Source organism: Providencia sp. PROV174 (assembly GCF_028480685.1).
In the GTDB taxonomy this organism is placed as follows: domain Bacteria; phylum Pseudomonadota; class Gammaproteobacteria; order Enterobacterales; family Enterobacteriaceae; genus Providencia; species Providencia rettgeri.
In genome coordinates this window covers 17,549-36,814 of record NZ_JAMPOT010000020.1, presented here as the reverse complement: position 1 = coordinate 36,814, position 19,266 = coordinate 17,549, and the positions used below count along the sequence as shown (strand labels likewise).

Below are 19,266 nucleotides of genomic sequence, written 5' to 3'. Positions count from 1 at the left end.
AGCGCTATAGTAACCCTTAAAGCAAATAATAACTTTGCTATTCATCGTATTTCAAACGACTTATTGCTTCAAACTATTACGTTTACCTGCCTCAAATGCAGCTAGAGTCGCTAACCGAGCTTGTTTATGGTCAACAATGGGCTCTGGGTAATTAAGCGCTGTGTTGCTGATTACAGCCCATTCATGTGGCGTATGAATATATTTGTCGGGCACTTGCTGCAATTCGGGTAACCAATGGCGAATAAAAGCCCCTTGTGCGTCAAACTTCTTCCCTTGAGTGGTTGGATTAAAGATACGAAACCAAGGGGAGGCATCAACGCCTGTTGAGGCTGACCACTGCCAACCGCCGTTGTTCGCGGCTAAGCTGCCATCAAGCAGTTGGCTCATAAAGTATTTTTCACCTTTGCGCCAATCAATCAGTAAGTCTTTGACTAAAAAACTGGCCACAATCATTCGTAGACGGTTATGCATCCAACCCGTTGTATTCAGTTGGCGCATAGCCGCATCCACAATAGGATAACCCGTTTGTCCTGTTTTCCATGCTGCAAAATCGGTCGAAGAATCATTCCAGTGAATATGTTGTGTCCATTCAATAAATGGTTGGTGGCGGCTTAGACGTGGAAATGCGACTAAAAGATGTGAATAAAATTCACGCCAGACTAATTCATTTAACCAAGAGAACGCCCCACTATCAGGGTAATCTAACACTTGGGGATTCTCTGCTTGTAATCGGTTGAAGCATTGGCGAGGGGATAGCACCCCCACCGCGAGGTAAGGTGATAATTGGCTGGTACCATCAATAGAGGGAATATCTCTATCGTTTTGATAATCGATGACTTTTGGGGAGCAAAACTGCCTGAGTCGCGTTAAAGCCGATTTTTCACCAGCAGGAAATTGCTGGGAGTCTTCAATTGGCTGATGCGGAAATAACGGTGAAGCCCTATCAATGTTGATAGGGGCCGCTCGTTTTTCTGGGGCACGCAGTGAACGGCAATCTGTCACGGTGAGCTGGGTGAGGAAGGCTCGGCGAAAGGGAGTATAGACTTGATACATCTCCCTTTTTTGGGTAGTCACAGAGCCCGGTGGCAGTAATAAATAGTCATCGAAAGCATGGATATGCAACCCATGAGGTTGATTGATTAACCACTCGTCTCGTTGTTTTTCGTTCCACTCATATTGCCGATTAAAAAACAAGGCATCAGCCTGTTGTGCCTTTGCGTAATCGAGTACCCATTGTGCTGCGTCGGCAAAATCAGCCACAGTTTGACAAACCAGTGGAATACCAAGCTCAGCGAGTGAATTTTGTAGCTCAGCAAGGTTTTGGTGAATGAATGAGATTTGCCGCTCAGCTATATCATGTTGTTGCCACTGCTTAGGGGTTGCAGTAAAAAGCGCAATGACTTTCGCATCTGGGTCTGCACAGGCGGAGGAAAGCGCTTTGTTATCGGTGACCCGTAGATCATTACGAAACCAGATAAGATGACAAACGTGTTTGGCTGCCATTACCTCCCTCCTTGGTTGATATTTTTGTTGGAATCAAAACAATAGGTTTTGAAAATAAACTAGGAAAATCAATTTATTGATTTTCGGCTGATAACACAAAGCGGGAAAAACCACGCTTTTATCCCGCTTTGTCAACAACCTGAAAGGGCCAGTAAACGGCCCTTTCATATTTAATCTAATTTAGGATGCTGATTGATTAAGGATTGGCGTTTTTTCTCAAGCTCAGCAATTTGTTGGTCAATATCTTCAACTTTCTGCTCAATATTGTCAAAGTGCTCGCTAAGAATTTCTTTTGCCTCGGCTTTATCTGATGCAGCAGGTGTTGCCCCACGTAATGGTTTATTCGCCGTTTCTGGCATTCTGATACCCGTATATAAACCAATTAAAGCAATCACGATTAAGTAATACGCTGGCATATATAAGTCAGTAGTTGATTCGACCAACCATGCCGCAACAGTCGGTGTCGCACCGGCAATTAACACTGAAATATTAAAGGCAATAGCTAACGCACTGTAACGAATATGAGTTGGGAAAATCGCGGGTAAAATAGATGCCATAACCCCAGTAAAACAGTTCAGCAATACGGCTAGAATTAATAAACCTAGGAAAATTAAGCCTACAGAGCCACTGTTTATTAACATAAATGCGGGATATGCCAATAAAATTAAACCTACGCTACCTGTAATGACAAATGGGCGACGACCAATTTTATCACTGGTTAAACCGATAATCGGCTGAACAAATAACATACCAATCATAATTGCAATAATAATTAGCACACCATGGTCAGTAGAGTAATTCAGGTTGTGTGATAAGTAACTTGGCATGTAGGTCAGCAACATATAGTAAGTCACGTTGGTTGCGATAACCAAGCCAACACAAATCATCAAGCTTTTCCAATACTTAGTCGCTACTTCACGCACTGAGATTTTTGGTGGATTTTGAATATTGGCTTTATCTTGTTTCTCTAACGATTCAACATGTTGTTGGAACGCAGGGGTTTCTTCCAGTGAATGACGTAGATATAACCCGATGATCCCTAACGGTAATGCTAAGAAGAATGGAATTCTCCAGCCCCAATCGTGGAAGTTGGCTTCTCCGACAATGCTTGATATCAGGACAACGACACCCGCACCTAAAACAAAGCCAGCGATAGATCCAAAGTCTAACCAACTTCCCATAAAGCCACGTTTACGGTCTGGTGAGTACTCAGCAACAAAGATTGCCGCACCGGAATATTCACCACCTACCGAGAAACCTTGAGCTAACTTAGCAATTAATAACAGAATGGGTGCCCAGATACCGATGCTCTCATAGGATGGAATCAGACCAATACAGAAGGTACTGACTGCCATGATAATAATCGTCATCGAAAGGACTTTTTGACGGCCGTATTTGTCGCCTAAGATACCAAAAACGACACCGCCTAATGGCCTAACTAAGAAAGGCACAGAGAAAGTGGCTAATGCGGCAATCATCTGTACGCTCGGTGATGCGTCCGGAAAGAAAACCTGACCTAGAACATAGGCTAAGAAACCGTATACCCCAAAATCAAACCATTCCATCGCATTACCCAGCGAAGCCGCGGTAATTGCTTTTTTAAGTTTACCGTCATCAATAATAGTAATATCACTAATATTTAACGGTTTTTCTTTTTTCTTCTTGAATCTCATGAAACCATCCTCTTATTTTAATTTCAATAACCGAAACAACAGCATTTAAGATGTGGGTTTTCATACATCGGTAAAATATCAAACCTTATTATTTAGAATAGACGCTGTTTACGTAATAGATAAGTTTTTAGTGTTTTTATGTCGCGCTGAAATAACAGGCTAAAATAGGTGCGTAATGGGTAGAATAATGAGAGCGTTTGTCTTTTGAATACAGCAAAAAAGCCACCTTGAGTTAAAAAATACAGTACTAATACTACATTAATATCGAACAAATGTAAAATACAGGTGTTTTATACTAATACATATGCCTTGGTAGGATTTTGTGTTAGTAATATAACGATTGAACTGAATAATTGAAAAAATAGAGACTCATGAAAGGGGGAGTGAAAATAAATTGTTTTAAATCAATTTAATACATTTTTCTTGGTAAATTTTAGTCTGTCATAAATATATAAGATTAGCGATTTAATATGACTGAAATAATGGTGTTGTTGTGATGAATAATATATGAAGGTAACGCCATCCTTTTACGATGCTCTTGTTTTGCTTAAGCCATTAATAACTCGCCTATTTATTTATCTTGTTGCTATCCTCTTCTTTTGATAATAACGGTGGATTATGCTGTTCTGTTTTATATTTAATTTGATGAGTAGGAATGAGGAATTTACTTAGTTACAATCAATCTATTGTCGATATTGGGTTTGATATAAGCGAGTATGACAAAGTTCTATTTTGAATGTTGTTATGCATCTAAAAATACCTTTTATATTTTGCACTGCAAGATATCAAGGGTATCACATCCGACTTAAAAGAGTGCCATTATGAAAAAACAGAGTGTTGCATCCTATATTGCAAAAGTACTTGATAATGCAGGTGTTAAACGTATTTGGGGCGTTACAGGAGACTCGTTAAATGGCTTAACCGACAGCTTGCGTCGTCAAGGTGCTATTGAGTGGCTAGGAACTCGTCATGAGGAAGTAGCTGCCTTTGCTGCGGGTTCAGAAGCTCAGCTAACCGGTAATTTAGCCGTATGTGCAGGCTCTTGTGGGCCAGGAAATATGCACCTTATTAATGGGTTGTATGATTGTCACCGTAATCGCGTACCTGTGCTGGCAATTGCTGCTCATATCCCATCCAGTGAAATTGGTAGTAATTATTTCCAAGAAACTCACCCAACTGAATTATTCCGTGAATGCAGCCATTATTGTGAGATGGTCTCTAACCCAGAGCAAATTCCACAAGTCCTTGGCATCGCTATGCGTAAAGCAATTTTGAATAAAGGGGTATCGGTGGTCGTAATACCGGGGGATATTGCGCTAAAAGATGCGCCAGAGTCAGCGAAAGAAACATGGTATCAGCCACAAGCACCACTTATTATGCCTCAGCGGAGTGAAATTGAAAAACTTGCCGAACTGCTGAATCAATCTAAGAACATCACGTTATTCTGCGGTAATGGCTGCGCAGGCGCACATGATGAAGTGGTTAAGCTAGCAGAAACACTAAAAGCACCGGTAGTACACGCGTTGCGTGGTAAAGAACATATTGAATGGAATAACCCATACAGTGTTGGAATGACAGGCTTGATAGGTTTTTCATCGGGTTACCACGCGATGATGAACGCAGATACAGTTGTTTTGTTAGGAACACAATTTCCATACCGTCCTTTCTATCCAAGCGAAGCTAAAATTATTCAGGTTGATATTAATGCAGGTAGTTTGGGTTCTCATTGCCATATAGATATGGGTCTGATTGGTGATATCAAAGCAACATTGGACGCATTACAGCCACATTTAGAGGCTAAACAGGATACAAAACACCTTGATGGTGCTTTAAAACATTATGCAGAGGCTAGAAAAGGGTTAGATGATCTCGCTAAACCAGGTCATGAGGGATTAATACATCCACAGTATCTGGCAACAAAAATTAGTGAATTAGCCGCAGATGACGCGATTTTCACCTGTGACGTAGGAACCCCGACAGTATGGGCCGCGCGTTACTTGAAAATGAACGGTAAGCGCCGTTTAATCGGCTCCTTTAACCATGGGTCAATGGCGAATGCGATGCCACAAGCTATTGGTGCACAAGCCGTTGATAAAAAACGCCAAGTGGTTGCAATGTGTGGAGATGGCGGTTTCAGTATGCTAATGGGGGATTTTATCTCTCTTTCTCAAATGCAATTGCCAGTAAAAATTATCATTCATAACAATGGCGTGCTTGGTTTTGTGGCCATGGAAATGAAAGTGGCAGGTTTCTTGACAGCGGGAACGGATTTACAGAACCCTAACTTTGCAGCGATTGCGAATGCTGCGGGTATCAAAGGCATCCGTGTTGAAAAAAGTGAAGATTTAGATGGCGCATTAAAAGAGGCTTTTGCCCATGATGGGCCAGTGGTGGTTGATGTCTTGACGGCCAAACAAGAGTTGTCTATGCCGCCAGAAATTGCAGCACAAGAAGCAAAAGGCTTTAGTCTATATATGTTAAAAGCGATTATGAGTGGTCGCGGTGATGAAGTCGTTCAATTAGTGAAAACGAACTGGCTACGTTAAGTCATTATTGTGAATAGCGGGAAAGCCCAATTCAGACGGATTGGGCTTTTTTATTCATCAATATCCTGCGGCTGACTGACTACGCCACAAATGGGCGGCAACCAGTGCACGCCATGGGGAGAATTGCTCCAACCATTTTTCCGTTTCTTTGGCGGTGGGTTGTTCTGATTTCGCGAGCAATGTTTGCAGATTACGTCTTACCGCCACATCCCCATGTAAAGAACCATCTAAGTAATTGAATCCTCGTAGTAAAGCATAGCTTACAGTCCAAGGGCCAATACCTTTGATTTGTAATAATTGCTCAGTTATTTGATTTGCATTGGAGTGGGTAACCTGCTGTGATAAATCAATTTGTTGATTTTCGATGGCTTCACAAAGGGCTCTGAGGGCGATAATTTTACCGTTTGAAAAGCCCGTTTGTCGCAGTGTTTCGTCATCAACTAACTTGACTTGTGGAGTGTCGGGGAAACACCAAATACCTGAAATGTGCTGAATTCCCACAGCTTGGATAAAGCGCCGACGGATGGCGATAGCCGCATGAACACTAATTTGTTGGCCAATAATAGCCCAAACTAACGCTTCAAATGCGCTGGCAGATTGATAAATCCTTAATCCTCTTTGTTTTCCAATGAGTTGACCAAGTACTGGAGTTTCAAGGTAGTGTTTTTCGAACTCATCAATATTCTGTTTTAAACCGAGTACATGCTGTGCCAGCGTTAATAGGTCTGGTTCATTGATAATGACAGATGGGGAGTCAATTGCTAATGAAATCGTTGCGTGTTGTTTTTGAAGCTCCAATGTCATTTTTGTTGCATGTTGTTGCCATATTATGCCTTTGTTTAATGTGTTTTCTTCCACGATTTCCGCGACATTGTGTTGATCTCTCAGATGAAAGGCAAAAAAATCATCATAAAGGTAATTGGTAGGGAGAGTTAGCTGTGCGGTAAATATTTGCATAATGATGGCCTTGTCAGATTTTTCTTTATTCACAATATTATTGTGAATTAGCGCATTTAGTTACTCATTTTTTACAGAGCAGATATGTTATCTTGTACAGGGTTATTTATTTTGTACTGATATTATTTATCCATTTAATAAGGAAGTGTAAATGAAAACTGAGAGTCACAGTTCATCTCATGGCACTTCGGTACCATCATCACAACCAAGGCAAGAATTAACGGGCATTGGTGGATGGCTTATTTTACCCATGTTAGGGATAGTATTGTCTTTGATTATTTTGCCTTTTTCTATTTATGAGCAAAATGTTCAAGTGATTGAATATTGGATTGAATTAACAGACCCACAATCAAGCTCATTTATTCCATTATTTAAAGAGCTCATCTACTTTGAGGTTTTAGGTAACGTTATTTTATACGCGACCTTGCTTTTTCTAAGTTATGTCTTTTTTACAAAGAAAAAACTCACAATTAAAATTTATATTTTTTTCCAGATCTTTTCGTTAGTTTTGACGGTTACGGATATTATACTTGCAAGTATTTTATTGGATTTAGAAGTTGAAGCCTCGGATATCAAAGATATTTTTCGGGCGCTAATTGCTTGTGCAATTTGGATACCGTATTTTTTAGTTTCAAGGCGAGTTAAAAATACCTTTGTAAATTAACAAATAAAATTTTGTGATTTTTTATTGGGTAGGTAAATGATGATTAAATGCAAACGAGTTTATGACCCTGTTGACGATAACGATGGCTACCGTGTGCTTATTGATAGACTGTGGCCAAGAGGAATAAAAAAAACAGATTTACAACACGACTCTTGGAATAAAGATGTTGCACCTTCTAATGAACTGCGTAAATGGTTTCATCAGAACACAGATCAGTTTGCACAATTTATCGAACGATATCAGCAGGAACTTAATAACACAACGGCTTGGCAGGCGTTGGTCTCTCAGGCAAAACAAGGTGATTTAACACTGTTATACAGTGCTAAAAATACAGAACATAATCAAGCAATTGTACTCAAAGCATTTCTTGAAGATAAAATGCAAAGTAAAAGGTAAATAAAGGTTATCGGAATGGATATTCAGCAATCAACCACGCAAACAGAGCCAGCAATAATATCACCGGTGGCTCAACCAGCGGTTAAAAAGCCGTTACAGGGGATTAGTGGGTGGTTAATTTTACCAATTATCGGGCTGTTTTATATGTTGTACAAAACAGTCATGATGTTATTGCAAGAAATTTCACAAGTTCAAATCGCATGGCCATTGGCAACTCAAGCGGATTCTGATTTTTATATTCCTGGTTTTGCGACAGGTTTCTATCTCTTGCAACTAGGTTATGGTGTTTTGATTGCTCTATTTCTTTGGACATTTATCGCCGCAGTTAAATGGAAAAAACAAGCGAAGTGGCTATTCATCATCACCATGGTGTTATTTACTTTAATGGTATTGGTTGCTCGTTTTATATTCCCATATATATTTGGATTAGAAATTAATCACTCAAATATCATTGCCGCCATAAATGGTAGCTTCTATTGTGTGTTATGGATCCCCTACTTTTTAGTTTCTCATCGCGTCAAAAATACGTTTATCCATTAAAGTATCTGGCCACTCCTTATTAGGTAGTGGCCTAACATACGGTTATTTATCCGAAAGATTTAGAGTGTGGGTTATATTGCAGTTTGCAATAAAGGCGTCATCGTGAGAAACCAGTAATAGTGTTCCTTGGTAGTCTTGCAATAGCGCTTCAAGTAGTTGTTTTGAATCTAAGTCTAAATGGTTATCGGGCTCGTCGAGTAATAAAATTGCGGGTGGATTCGGGCTATGTGTGAGTGCCAATAGCGTCGCTTTTAGCTGTTCTCCACCACTGAGCTGCTGTAGTGGTAACAATGACTTATCTCCTCGTATCCGTAACATGCCTAATTGCGTGCGCCACTGTTCTACAGTAAATACAGGTTGGTATTGATAAAGTGCTTCAGCGACAGGCAATGTTTTATCGAGTAAATTGAGGTGTTGATCTAAATAGCAAAATTCACCGCTTAGGCGGCACTCTCCTGAAGATGATGGCAACAGGCCTGCAAGCACTTTAAGTAGCGTTGATTTACCGCAACCATTATACCCTTGAATATGCCAGTGCTCTCCACTGTATACAGTGAATGAGAGTGGTGATGAATAACCGTAAGGCAAACGCAAGTCAGAAGCGAAAATTGTGACTTTATTTCCTTCATTTTGATAGTTAATCATCATTTTTTGCGGCTTGATATGACGAGCTTTTTCTTGGTTATCCTGTTGCTGGTTTTGTAGATTATCCATCACTCGTTGGTGCCGCTCTGCGACATTTGATTGCCTTTTCTCCGCACGATTTTTTTGCATATCAAGCAGCAGTAAGGATTGCGATCCACCATAGCGAATTTTTTCACCCTGTTTCTTGCGTTGAGCGGCTTTTTGTAATGTGGCTTGCTGTTGTTTTTTCTCTTGGTGAATACGTTTTTCTAAGCGTTCACCTTGTGCGTCAATTGCAGCGATTTCCAAGGTTTTTTGGGTATCATATAACGTATAATTTCCCCCATATTCATGTAAGCCTTTTTCCGTTAACTCAAAAATGGTATCCATTTCTCCTAATAGGGTTCTGTTGTGAGAAATAACGAGACAGCCAGCTCGATGTTCAGTGAGCTTTTGACTGAGCCATTGCCGACTTTGTGTATCTAAATGGTTATCTGGTTCATCAAGTAGCAAAAAGTGGTCTTGGTGAAGAAATGCACGACAAAGGGCTAGGCGAGTACGTTCACCCCCACTTAAATGGGCAATGGGGGCTTCCATTGAGATAGCGAGCCCTGCTGAGTCCAATAGACTTTGCCATTGTGAGGGTAAATGCCATTGATCTTCCGTGAGTTCAAAATCAGCTAAAGAGCCATTTCCCGCCTCAATACGTAAGAATGCGCGATAAAGCTCGGTTATACCTAAAGCATCGACAAGCGTTTCTCCCGTTAGTCGCGTTAATTGCTCGACATAGATAAAGGGAAGGTTCCAATGTACATTCCCTTGCGTAGGGGATAATTGGTCAGCAAGAATACGCATCAAGACGGATTTTCCTTTGCCATTATGGCCAATTAGGGCATTTTTTTGGCATGACAGCGTCCCGCTTAACGGGGGAAAAAGGGCGGTTTGGTTAAATTCAATATTGAGCTGTGAAAAGTGACAAGCAATCGTCATATGCACCTCCAAAATAATGAGGACAGACAACGTCGTTGACTTATCAAGAAGCGTCGATGAAAGCGGTTGCCTGCCAGGAACAGAAAAATGAATACCAAAAGGGTATTGGAAAATATTTTCTGGCAGTGCTTAGTTCATCGTGAGGCGTACCTGCGAAGTTGGGTGAGAGATAAATTCGTATACATTATAAACAGGTCAAATTGATTTGTGCAACTTATCGTGATTATTTTTCTGAAAGTCGGGCTAACAATTTAATAATAGAAAAAGCCAGTCAATAATAGCGACTGGCTTTTTCCATTAACAACGAGATTTTATAACAACGAGATTTTTACGATTATACAGAGGTATTCTCTGACAACCATTGAGCAATGCGCTGCTTTTCTTCTTCATTCAGCCACATACCCAATTTAGTGCGACGCCAAATGGCATCATCTAACTCTGTTACCCACTCATGTTTGACTAAGTAACGTAATTCCGCTTCGTAGACATTCGCAGAGAATGCTTCACCGAGGTCGCTGAGTGAATTCGCACCTTCAAGGATTAACTTACTGTTGCTACCGTAGGTTCTGGCAAAACGTAGCGCTAAGCCTTCAGGAAGCCATTGATAATGTTGACGCAACACGCGTGCATAACCATCACGGTCACAACCTTCGATATCACCACCCGGTAATTGGCCATTTTTGGTCCATGGGCTGCCAGCAGTTGGATAGTAAGTCGCTAACTTATTCACAGCGGCTTCCGCTAACTTACGATAAGTCGTTAATTTACCACCAAATACAGACAACAATGGCGCTTGGCCTTGCTCATCGTGAATATCCAATGTGTAATCACGAGTGATGGCTTGTGGTGAGTCTGACTCATCGTCGCACAGTGGGCGAACACCTGAATAGTCCCAAACAATATCACTCACGGTTAACTGTTTTTTGAAGTGGTCGTTATACACTTTCAGTAAATAGTTAACTTCGTTTTCATCAATTTTGACGTCTTTCGGGTCGCCTTTATATTCTACGTCAGTCGTACCGATGATAGAAAACTCATCCATCCACGGAATAACAAATACAATACGGTTATCTTCATTTTGTAAGATGTACGCTTGTGGCTCATCATGTGCACGTGGAACGACAATGTGGCTACCTTTGATTAGGCGAATACCATAAGGTGATTTTAATTTCAGGCCATCATCAAAGAACTCTTTTACCCAAGGTCCAGTAGCATTAACTAGCCCTTTCGCTTTCCATGTATGCGTTTCACCCGTACGTAAGTCTTGAGCCTCAACAACCCATAAGCCGTTTTCACGGTAGGCGCGAGTCACTTTTGTGCGAGTACGAACCTCACCATTCTTACGTACCACTTCTTGAGCGTTTAATACAACTAAACGCGCATCATCAACCCAACAATCGGAATATTCAAAACCTTTCGTTAATTCAGGTTTGAGTACAGAGTTTTGGTTGAATTTCAGACTTTTACTGCTTGGTAAGCTGACACGTTTACCTAAATGGTCATATAAAAATAGGCCAATACGGATCATCCAAGCTGGACGTAAATGAGGTTGATGAGGTAAACGGAAGCGCATTGGGAAGGCGATATGTGGTGCTAATCGTAATAGCACTTCACGTTCAGCCAATGCTTCGCTCACTAATCTAAATTCATAATGCTCTAAATAACGTAAGCCACCGTGAATGAGTTTAGAACTCGCAGATGAAGTCGCACTTGCCAAGTCTTGAGCTTCGAGCAGTAATACCGATAATCCACGACCTGCAGCATCTGCTGCAATACCAGCGCCGTTGATCCCGCCGCCGATGACAATCAAGTCTTTAGTTTCCATGCATCCCCCTGAGATGTTCGAAACACTTTCAATAATGTTCGTTTTCGCTCATTTGATTGTAGTCAAAATAGATAGTGATGCCAACTATTATTAATGAAAAAAATAACAACTGCGTGATATTGGTAACAATTTTTTTTCAATACCCACACATAAAATATTGTTATTCACAATGGAAAAAAGAAAGTTTCGCGCGAAAAAGAAAAAAACAATGGCAAGACGGGGAAGACTAAAATAGGGAAGGGTCAAAGCAGTATGATGGCAGCAGGCGCTACCATCATTAAGATAATCATTTGATTAACAAAGCTCTAATTGAACATTATGTTGCTCAATGACTTTCAAAATGCTGTCTGGTGGCTGTTTATCAGTAAATAAGTAGTCAATCAGGTTCATATTGCCCAAATTAACCATCGCGTTACGACCAAATTTAGAATGGTCGGTGACGAGCATGACACAGCGTGAGTTCTCAATAATCGCGCGTTTGGTACGAACTTCATGGTAATCGAACTCAAGTAATGAGCCATCCATATCAATACCACTGATACCCAAAATACCGTAATCTAGCCTAAATTGAGAAATAAAATCGAGGGTCGCTTCCCCGACAATACCGCCATCTCTTGAGCGAACTTCACCCCCTGCTAAAATTAGGCGGAAGTCTTCTTTTGGCATCAGTAATGTGGCGACATTAAGGTTATTGGTCACCACGCGTAGGTTTTTGTGATTAACCAATGCATGAGCAACGGCTTCGGGAGTGGTACCAATATCTATAAATAATGTTGCACCGTCAGGAATTTGGCTTGCAACATGTTGTGCGATACGCGCTTTTTCATCTGACCACATGATTTTACGGTCATTATAAGCTGCATTCACGGAACTTGAAGGCAGTGCTGCGCCACCGTGGTGCCGCTGAATTTTATTTTGTTCAGCGAGGTCATTGAGGTCTCGACGGATTGTTTGAGGGCTTACCTCAAAGTGTTCGACGAGTTCTTCAGTACTGACATATCCCTGAAGACGCACAAGCTCAACTATTGCATCATGTCTCTGGGTTTGTTTCACAGCGTTAGCCTCTAATTATTAAAATGTTTTATCTGGAGCTCTGGTGTTTAAAACTGTGCCTATTATCCCATACTCCCATCAATAAGCCGATAATTAACCCTGAAGTATGTGCGGCATTGGCAATATGCATACCTAAAACATCGAAGTAACCGAAAAAAAGCCAGATAATGGAGAATATCATTAACCCTCGAGGAACGCTGATGCCACTTTCAGGCCGACGTTCACCCGTTAACCATACATAGCTGACAAGGGCATAGACGACACCAGATAAGCCACCAAAGTTGTTTTCACTAAATAGCGACTGCCCCCAGTTACTAAACAGCGCAGAGACCAGTAAGATAGTGAATAATTTACCCGTTCCGAGCTTTCGCTCAACTTGCCCAGCCAGAAACCACCATAGCGCAAGGTTGAAACCAATGTGTGATAGCGAAAAGTGCACCAATGCAGGGCTAAACCAACGCCAAAGTTCAGTTTGTTGGTCGCCAATAGGCCATGCTAAATAGCGTAGAACTTCTCGGGCATCGGTCATTTCTACCCAAAGATATACAACAATCGACAATAAAATAACAGCGATAGTTAAAGGGCCAGATTGTTCTTTAAGGTAGCCCCAGGTCAGGTAGTTACGATATTGAAACTGGGTATCTGCGCTTCCCGTGTGCCAACTGGCTTCTAGGTAGCGGGGGTGATTTGGATCTTGTAAAAAAATATCTAATTCTTTCTGGGTTTGAGATTGAAATTGCTCATCTTCTAGCCAAAGCTCAAAGACGGCTTGTTCCTGTGATGGCTTTATTATTAAGTGGATATTTTTGCTAGCCATATAGTCAACAAAGGCTTGTGCCATTCTAGGATTAGCAAAAGAGGTGATGTGGATCATGAATGCGTTTTCTCATCTAGAGAGCCGTAACGGCTTGTGGATATTCCCTTAACCATGCTTCAAATCCACCATTGATGCTATATACAGATTCAAAGCCAATGTTGATCAGATACTGTGCTGCACCTTGGCTACTGTGCCCATGGTAACACATCACCATAACAGGTTGTTCGTAATCTGTTTGTTCTAGAAATTGGCTCAGTGACTCATTGGTGAGGTGATAGGCGCCACTAGCATGGCCTGCGCGGAAACTTTGTGGGTCTCGTACATCTACCAGTATGGCAGTACCGTCCACCCAATGTTGGTAGGCTTGCTCTGGTGTTAGTGTTTCAAAATGGTCCATAAAATACCGAATACAGTAGGTAACAACCGATAAAAGGTTAAATGAGAGGCACCCGTAAAAAACGAGTGCCAAATATTCGTGGTATTGATTAGTAGAAAGAGTGCTCGCCACGTTGGTGTTCAGTCAGGTCTTTAACGCCTTTTAGCTCACCTTCAAACATTTTGAGAAGTTCTTTTTCGATACCTTCTTTAAGGGTGACATCAACCATTGAACAACCGTTACAGCCGCCACCAAATTGCAGAATTGCAAAGCCTTCATCAGTGATTTCCATCAGGGAAACACGGCCACCGTGGCTGGCAAGTTGTGGGTTAATTTGTGACTGTAAAACATACTCAACACGTTCAATTAATGGTGCGTCATCAGAGACTTTACGCATTTTTGCGTTCGGAGCTTTTAATGTCAGTTGTGAGCCCAGTTGGTCGGTAACGAAGTCAATCTCGGCATCATCCAAGAATGGTGCGCTAATTTCATCAACATAAGCAGATAATTTCTCGAACTTTAGTTCTTTATCTGTTGCTTCAACGGCACCCGGAGGGCAGTATGACACACCGCACTCTGCGGTTGGTGTGCCTGGGTTGATAACAAAAACACGGATTTGAGTTCCTGGCTCTTGATTTTCCAACAATTTGGCAAAATGAGCCTGTGCTGCTTCAGTAATATTAATCATAATCATTTGCTCAATAATAGTTGACTGCTTTAGTTGGTTATAATACGCCCATTTACCCCTTTCCTACAAGGTGCGACACAGTGACCATGCATCAACAGTATGTACACCCGCACAAATCAACAATTGTGCTGCGGTATTCATGGTGGAACCTGTTGTAATAACATCATCAAGAACAGCAACATGTAGGTTTGAAACCGAGTTGTTTAAGGTAAATGCTCCCTTTAGGTTATTTCGGCGATACTCACGTTTTAGTGTAATCTGTGCCAGTGTAGCACGACTACGTGATAATGAATTTTGCGAATAGGGGATATTTAACCATCTGGATAAATTTTCGCCTATTAATGCCATATGGTCAAATCCTCTCCACCACAGACGGCGGCGATGCAGTGGAATGGTGATGATTAAGTCCGGTTTTTGCCATTTTTGTTGGCGGTAACCCGTGAGCCAAAATAACGCAAAAATTCGTGCTAGAGTAAAAGCAAGTTGAGATTGTTTTTGAAATTTAAAACGATGGATTAACAAGCGTAAAGCGCCTTGGTACGGGGTCACAGTGATAATTCTCTGCCATGCGGGAGGGTTTTTTAGGCAGCGCCCGCACTCCATGGTAGGCTGCTCACAGGGTAAAGCGCAGCGTAAACAGCAGGTTGGCATTTTAGGCAGCCCTTTGAGGCAAAAATGACAAACACCCTGATGAGTTAATTTTAGTGATTGGTGACATAGCCAGCAGCCCCCCTCCATTGTTAGCATAGTAGCGTCCCGTTAAAACGAATTGACAAATAAATGAATGAAGAGAGTGTAACGATGGCAAAGTTATATTGGCAGACCGTTGGTGAAGGTAAACAAGATCTTGTGTTGCTGCACGGATGGGGACTGAACGCACAAGTCTGGCAAACAATTATTCCGCGAATCGCTTCGCACTTTCGGGTTCATTTAGTTGACTTGCCGGGTTATGGACGTAGCCAAGGTTTCTCTCCCATGAATATTCAAACGATGGCGAATATTTTATGGGAACAAGCACCTAAAAACGCGATTTGGCTCGGTTGGTCACTTGGCGGGCTAGTTGCAAGCCGTGCTACGCTTGACCACCCTTATGAAGTCAAAGGGTTAATTACCGTTGCTTCTTCTCCATGCTTTAAAGCAGAAGAAAACGGTTGGGCAGGGATCCGGCCAGAGGTTTTATTAGGTTTCGAGCAGCAACTTTCGGCTGATTTTCATCGTACCGTTGAGCGTTTTTTAGCATTGCAGACATTAGGGACAGAAAGTGCAAGAAACGATGCTAGAACCTTGAAATCCGTGGTACTTGAACAACCTATTCCAACGGTTGAAACGTTAAATGCCGGGCTTGAATCATTGCGTACCGAAGATTTGCGCGATGAATTAAAACAGTTACCCATTCCTTTCTTGCGCATTTATGGTTATCTCGATGGCTTGGTACCGCGCAAAATAGTGCCCATTTTAGATGAGCTTTACCCTAATTCACCATCTGTTATTATGCGCAATAGCGCCCATGCACCCTTTATTTCCCATCCTGATGAGTTTTGCGAATACCTGTTGGATTTTCAAAGTCGTATCGAGGAATAAATAAAAAATCAGCCTAACTTGTGGCTGATTTTTTTGTGGTGTCGCTATTATTTGATTTTATACACAAAATGAGCGCAATCAGTGCTTTCTGGGCAGCCTTTGCAACTACTGCCCGTTAAACAAGCACTGATATCGACTTGTTCAATTTTCTCTAAGCTGACGAGTTTCTCAACCATCGCTTGAATTAATGGAACCGGTGTATTTAGTTGCTCACTGAGTAGCGCGATGTCAGCTTGCCCATATAAGGCGATTAAATCTCTTATTTGCAGCAAGCTAGTCATCGTTTTATTCCTTAGTGGCAAGCATCACTTGAACAGCCAGAACATTGCTCAGCAGTTTTGCTCTTGATGTTCAGGGTTACACGGCTACGCATGCGGCGTAAGAATATGAATAAGGCAAGGTTGAACAGGACAACCGCGGCAATGGTAATTAAACTGCTTTGTGGGTGCTCGCTGAATGTGGCAACTTGGTAAAACAGAGCCGCGAGGCTATAAGCCACATTCAAGCCCCACAGAATGGAGAAACTCATCCAACTTTTATTGGTTTCACGTGCGATAGCACCCATCACCGAGACGCAAGGCACATACAGTAAGACGAAGATTAGGTAGCTATAGGCAGCAATTCCTGAACCAAATTTCGCTGCCATAGTTCCCATTGAACCGGACTCCATTTCTCCATCACCTTTACTGGCTTCGATAGGGTTTGATAACGCGCTTAAAGTAAAGGTTTCTTTTAAGCTATCCCAGGTTTCAGAAACCGCATCTTCCAGTTCTTCCCATAAGTTGAAAGATTCAGCATCGAACGGCTCAGAAGTAATGGCTTCAGCGGTATACAGAGTATTCAGCGTCCCCACGACCACTTCTTTCGCCATCGCGCCGGTAATTAACCCCACGGTCGCTTGCCAGTTATCTGCATGCACACCAATCGGCTGTAACGCAGGGGTAATAACTTTACTGACAGAAGCGAGTGCAGAGTCATTAATATTATCAACAGGCTTACCAGAGAAAGAGAAACTATTTAATGCACCAATAAAGATACTGGCAACAACGATAACTTTACCCGCTCGTACTACGAAGCCTTTTAGGCGTTGCCATGTTTGAATCAGCAGTGTTTTGATGTGTGGTACATGGTAAACCGGAAGCTCCATAATAAACGGAGAGGCCTCGCCACGCATAAGGGTATGTTTTAGTAATAACCCAGTCAAAATAGCGACAACAATCCCTAAAATATAGAGAGAAAAGACCACACTTGCCCCATTTTTGCCAAAGAAAGCGGCAGCAAAGACGGCGAAAATGGCCAGCCTTGCACCACAAGACATAAACGGTGCCATTAGTACCGTAATGAGCCTTTCACGTGGTGCATCTAGCGTGCGTGCACCCATAATTGATGGTACGTTACAGCCAAAGCCGACAATCAACGGTACGAAGGATTTACCTGGTAAACCTAGCGCCTGCATGAGGCGGTCCATCACGAAAGCGGCTCGTGCCATATAACCCGAGTCTTCCAGTATTGAAAGAAACAGGTACATCATCCCGATTTGTGGTACTAACGGTAATACTGTATTAATACCACCGCCGACACCTTGGGCAAGGAAAATAGTGAGCCAATCAGGGAAGCTGAAATAGGCACCAACCCACTGAATACCATGAATAAATATCGCCTCAGAAGCACCTTCAAAGAAAGGCTGCAATGCCCCACCAATGTTAATGGCTAAGACAAACATCAGGTACATCACAAATAAGAAAATAGGGACACCGAGCCAACGGCTCAGAATAAATCTATCCAGTGATTGGGTCAGCCTGTTAGGTTCAGCGGCGCTATTGTTAATCGCGGCATGACAAATTGTGGCAATAGATTGATAACGTGCGTCAGCGATGAGTAGTTCAGGCTCTTCGTTTAAGCCTTCTTTCAGTGTTTGGCGTATCGCCAGTAATTGCCCTTCAGATATTTCTGCGCGTTGGCGGCTATAAATATCCCCTTCGAGAATTTGTAATGCTAACCAGCGGCGTTGCTGGTGGCTAAATTGTTGTGCTGAAATTTGCTCAGATAATGAATCCACTGCTTGTAATAACTCGGATGGATATTCCACAAGGGCTTGTTGGCTATTTTGTGGGTGTGTATCAATGGCTTTTTTCAGTTTATCGATACCAGTTGCTCGAGTTGAAACCATTGGGATCACAGGGCAACCGAGCTGTTTTTCTAATTCAGCAATATTAATATCAATATGTTGGCTTTGAGCAATATCCAACATATTCAAGGCGACAATACATGGAACGCCTAACTCAACTAATTGTAATGTCAGATAGAGGTTACGCTCTAAATTAGACGCATCGACAACATTAATGAGCATGTCTGCCTCACCACTTAAAATAAAGTAGCAGGCGATTTGTTCGTCGAGAGAGGTTTGTTCAGAAATGGTAGTCAGAGAGTAGGTGCCGGGTAGGTCAACAAGCTCGATTTTATGGTCATCGGTATGGAAGCGACCCACTTTGCGTTCAACAGTGACCCCAGCCCAGTTACCGACCCGCTGCCTTGACCCTGTAAGCTGGTTAAATAGGGTCGTTTTGCCTGCATTGGGATTACCAATTAAGCCGATAGTTAATCGTTTCATAGTGTTTGCCAATAATAAAAAAGAAATACTTAAACGGTGGTCGTTTCATCTAGATTGAGTAGGGCAAGATCCTTTTTACGCAGCACTAAGCTGACGCGGTGAGTTTCTATTTGTACAGGATCGCCAAAAGGCGCCAAGCGCACCACTTTAAAGACAGAACCCGGAAGTAAACCGAGTGAGAGTAGTTTTTGTCGGTATGCAGGACTGATTTCTGGAGAGAAACCGAGTATTTTGTAACTGCATTGAGGAAGTATTGCCATAGTGTCTTCCTAATCATTTAATTCATAATGATATCGATGACAATGTTAAAGATTATAATTGCTCAGGTAATAAGACCGCCAAACAAAAATAAATCTAATTAACAATGAGAATCATAATCATCCACCTTTTGTTATATTTAGCCTCTTTTTTCGTCAATTTGA

General features: G+C 41.9%; 18 protein-coding genes. 5 read left to right on the top strand and 13 right to left on the bottom strand.

The features are described from left to right. Positions 1–60: 60 nt before the first annotated feature. Together phrB and proP are read right to left on the bottom strand one after the other, a co-directional pair. Positions 61–1,503: a deoxyribodipyrimidine photo-lyase gene (gene phrB / locus PSE60_RS16565; RefSeq protein ID WP_272666114.1), complete on the bottom strand. Its 1,443-nt coding sequence runs from the start codon at positions 1,501–1,503 to the stop codon at positions 61–63. A gap of 170 nt (positions 1,504–1,673) precedes the next feature. After that, positions 1,674–3,176, bottom strand: coding sequence for a glycine betaine/L-proline transporter ProP (gene proP / locus PSE60_RS16560; protein WP_004262894.1), 1,503 nt, complete (start codon positions 3,174–3,176; stop codon positions 1,674–1,676). An 821-nt stretch (positions 3,177–3,997) separates the two neighbouring features. Here proP and poxB point away from each other — a divergent pair. After that, on the top strand, positions 3,998–5,722 hold the full coding sequence (gene poxB / locus PSE60_RS16555; protein WP_109912383.1) for a ubiquinone-dependent pyruvate dehydrogenase: 1,725 nt from the start codon (positions 3,998–4,000) through the stop codon (positions 5,720–5,722). A gap of 57 nt (positions 5,723–5,779) precedes the next feature. Here the strand turns inward: poxB and PSE60_RS16550 are convergent, their stop codons facing one another. Beyond that, positions 5,780–6,679, bottom strand: coding sequence for a DNA-3-methyladenine glycosylase family protein (locus PSE60_RS16550; RefSeq protein WP_272666113.1), 900 nt, complete (start codon positions 6,677–6,679; stop codon positions 5,780–5,782). 151 nt (positions 6,680–6,830) lie between these two features. Here PSE60_RS16550 and PSE60_RS16545 point away from each other — a divergent pair, with 151 nt between their 5' ends. The 3 genes from PSE60_RS16545 to PSE60_RS16535 are packed head-to-tail and all read left to right on the top strand — an operon-like array spanning position 6,831 to position 8,279. Beyond that, positions 6,831–7,343, top strand: a complete 513-nt coding sequence (locus PSE60_RS16545; protein ID WP_272666112.1) for a DUF2569 domain-containing protein — start codon at positions 6,831–6,833, stop codon at positions 7,341–7,343. 39 nt (positions 7,344–7,382) lie between these two features. Then, positions 7,383–7,739 carry a DUF488 domain-containing protein gene (locus PSE60_RS16540; protein WP_272666204.1) on the top strand — a complete coding sequence of 119 codons (357 nt, stop codon included), beginning with the start codon at positions 7,383–7,385 and terminating at the stop codon, positions 7,737–7,739. Positions 7,740–7,754: 15 nt separating this feature from the next. Further along, on the top strand, positions 7,755–8,279 hold the full coding sequence (locus tag PSE60_RS16535) for a DUF2569 family protein (RefSeq protein ID WP_272666111.1): 525 nt from the start codon (positions 7,755–7,757) through the stop codon (positions 8,277–8,279). A gap of 42 nt (positions 8,280–8,321) precedes the next feature. On the opposite strand, the gene PSE60_RS16530 is transcribed toward PSE60_RS16535, so the two are convergent. The 7 genes from PSE60_RS16530 to PSE60_RS16500 all read right to left on the bottom strand — a co-directional run bounded on the left by PSE60_RS16530 (position 8,322) and on the right by PSE60_RS16500 (position 15,399). After that, on the bottom strand, positions 8,322–9,893 hold the full coding sequence (locus PSE60_RS16530) for an ATP-binding cassette domain-containing protein (protein WP_272666110.1): 1,572 nt from the start codon (positions 9,891–9,893) through the stop codon (positions 8,322–8,324). 334 nt (positions 9,894–10,227) lie between these two features. Beyond that, complete coding sequence (gene glpD / locus PSE60_RS16525; RefSeq protein ID WP_272666108.1) at positions 10,228–11,718, bottom strand: glycerol-3-phosphate dehydrogenase; 1,491 nt, start codon at positions 11,716–11,718, stop codon at positions 10,228–10,230. Between the two features lie 294 nt (positions 11,719–12,012). Next, entirely contained in the window at positions 12,013–12,771 is a 759-nt protein-coding gene (locus tag PSE60_RS16520; RefSeq protein WP_004262881.1) for a DeoR/GlpR family transcriptional regulator, read from the bottom strand. A gap of 28 nt (positions 12,772–12,799) precedes the next feature. Beyond that, the gene (glpG, locus tag PSE60_RS16515) at positions 12,800–13,645 is read right to left on the bottom strand and encodes a rhomboid family intramembrane serine protease GlpG (RefSeq protein ID WP_004266132.1); all 846 of its coding nucleotides are present in this window, start codon (positions 13,643–13,645) and stop codon (positions 12,800–12,802) included. Positions 13,646–13,661: 16 nt separating this feature from the next. Next, complete coding sequence (glpE, locus tag PSE60_RS16510) at positions 13,662–13,985, bottom strand: thiosulfate sulfurtransferase GlpE (RefSeq protein ID WP_004266131.1); 324 nt, start codon at positions 13,983–13,985, stop codon at positions 13,662–13,664. An 88-nt stretch (positions 13,986–14,073) separates the two neighbouring features. Continuing rightward, a complete protein-coding gene (nfuA, locus tag PSE60_RS16505; RefSeq protein WP_004266130.1) occupies positions 14,074–14,652 on the bottom strand; it encodes a Fe-S biogenesis protein NfuA in 579 nt (192 codons plus the stop codon). 63 nt (positions 14,653–14,715) lie between these two features. Continuing rightward, positions 14,716–15,399 carry a hypothetical protein gene (locus tag PSE60_RS16500; protein ID WP_042851463.1) on the bottom strand — a complete coding sequence of 228 codons (684 nt, stop codon included), beginning with the start codon at positions 15,397–15,399 and terminating at the stop codon, positions 14,716–14,718. Between the two features lie 54 nt (positions 15,400–15,453). On the opposite strand from PSE60_RS16500, the gene bioH reads away from it, so the two are divergent. Then, the gene (gene bioH, locus PSE60_RS16495) at positions 15,454–16,233 is read left to right on the top strand and encodes a pimeloyl-ACP methyl ester esterase BioH (protein ID WP_272666106.1); all 780 of its coding nucleotides are present in this window, start codon (positions 15,454–15,456) and stop codon (positions 16,231–16,233) included. A gap of 47 nt (positions 16,234–16,280) precedes the next feature. On the opposite strand, the gene PSE60_RS16490 is transcribed toward bioH, so the two are convergent. From PSE60_RS16490 to feoA, 3 genes are read right to left on the bottom strand one after another with little or no spacing between them, the layout of a single operon-like run. Then, on the bottom strand, positions 16,281–16,514 hold the full coding sequence (locus PSE60_RS16490) for a FeoC-like transcriptional regulator (protein WP_272666104.1): 234 nt from the start codon (positions 16,512–16,514) through the stop codon (positions 16,281–16,283). Positions 16,515–16,525: 11 nt separating this feature from the next. After that, positions 16,526–18,844: a Fe(2+) transporter permease subunit FeoB gene (feoB, locus tag PSE60_RS16485; protein WP_272666102.1), complete on the bottom strand. Its 2,319-nt coding sequence runs from the start codon at positions 18,842–18,844 to the stop codon at positions 16,526–16,528. A 29-nt stretch (positions 18,845–18,873) separates the two neighbouring features. Beyond that, positions 18,874–19,104: a ferrous iron transporter A gene (gene feoA / locus PSE60_RS16480; RefSeq protein ID WP_272666099.1), complete on the bottom strand. Its 231-nt coding sequence runs from the start codon at positions 19,102–19,104 to the stop codon at positions 18,874–18,876. Positions 19,105–19,266: the final 162 nt, after the last annotated feature.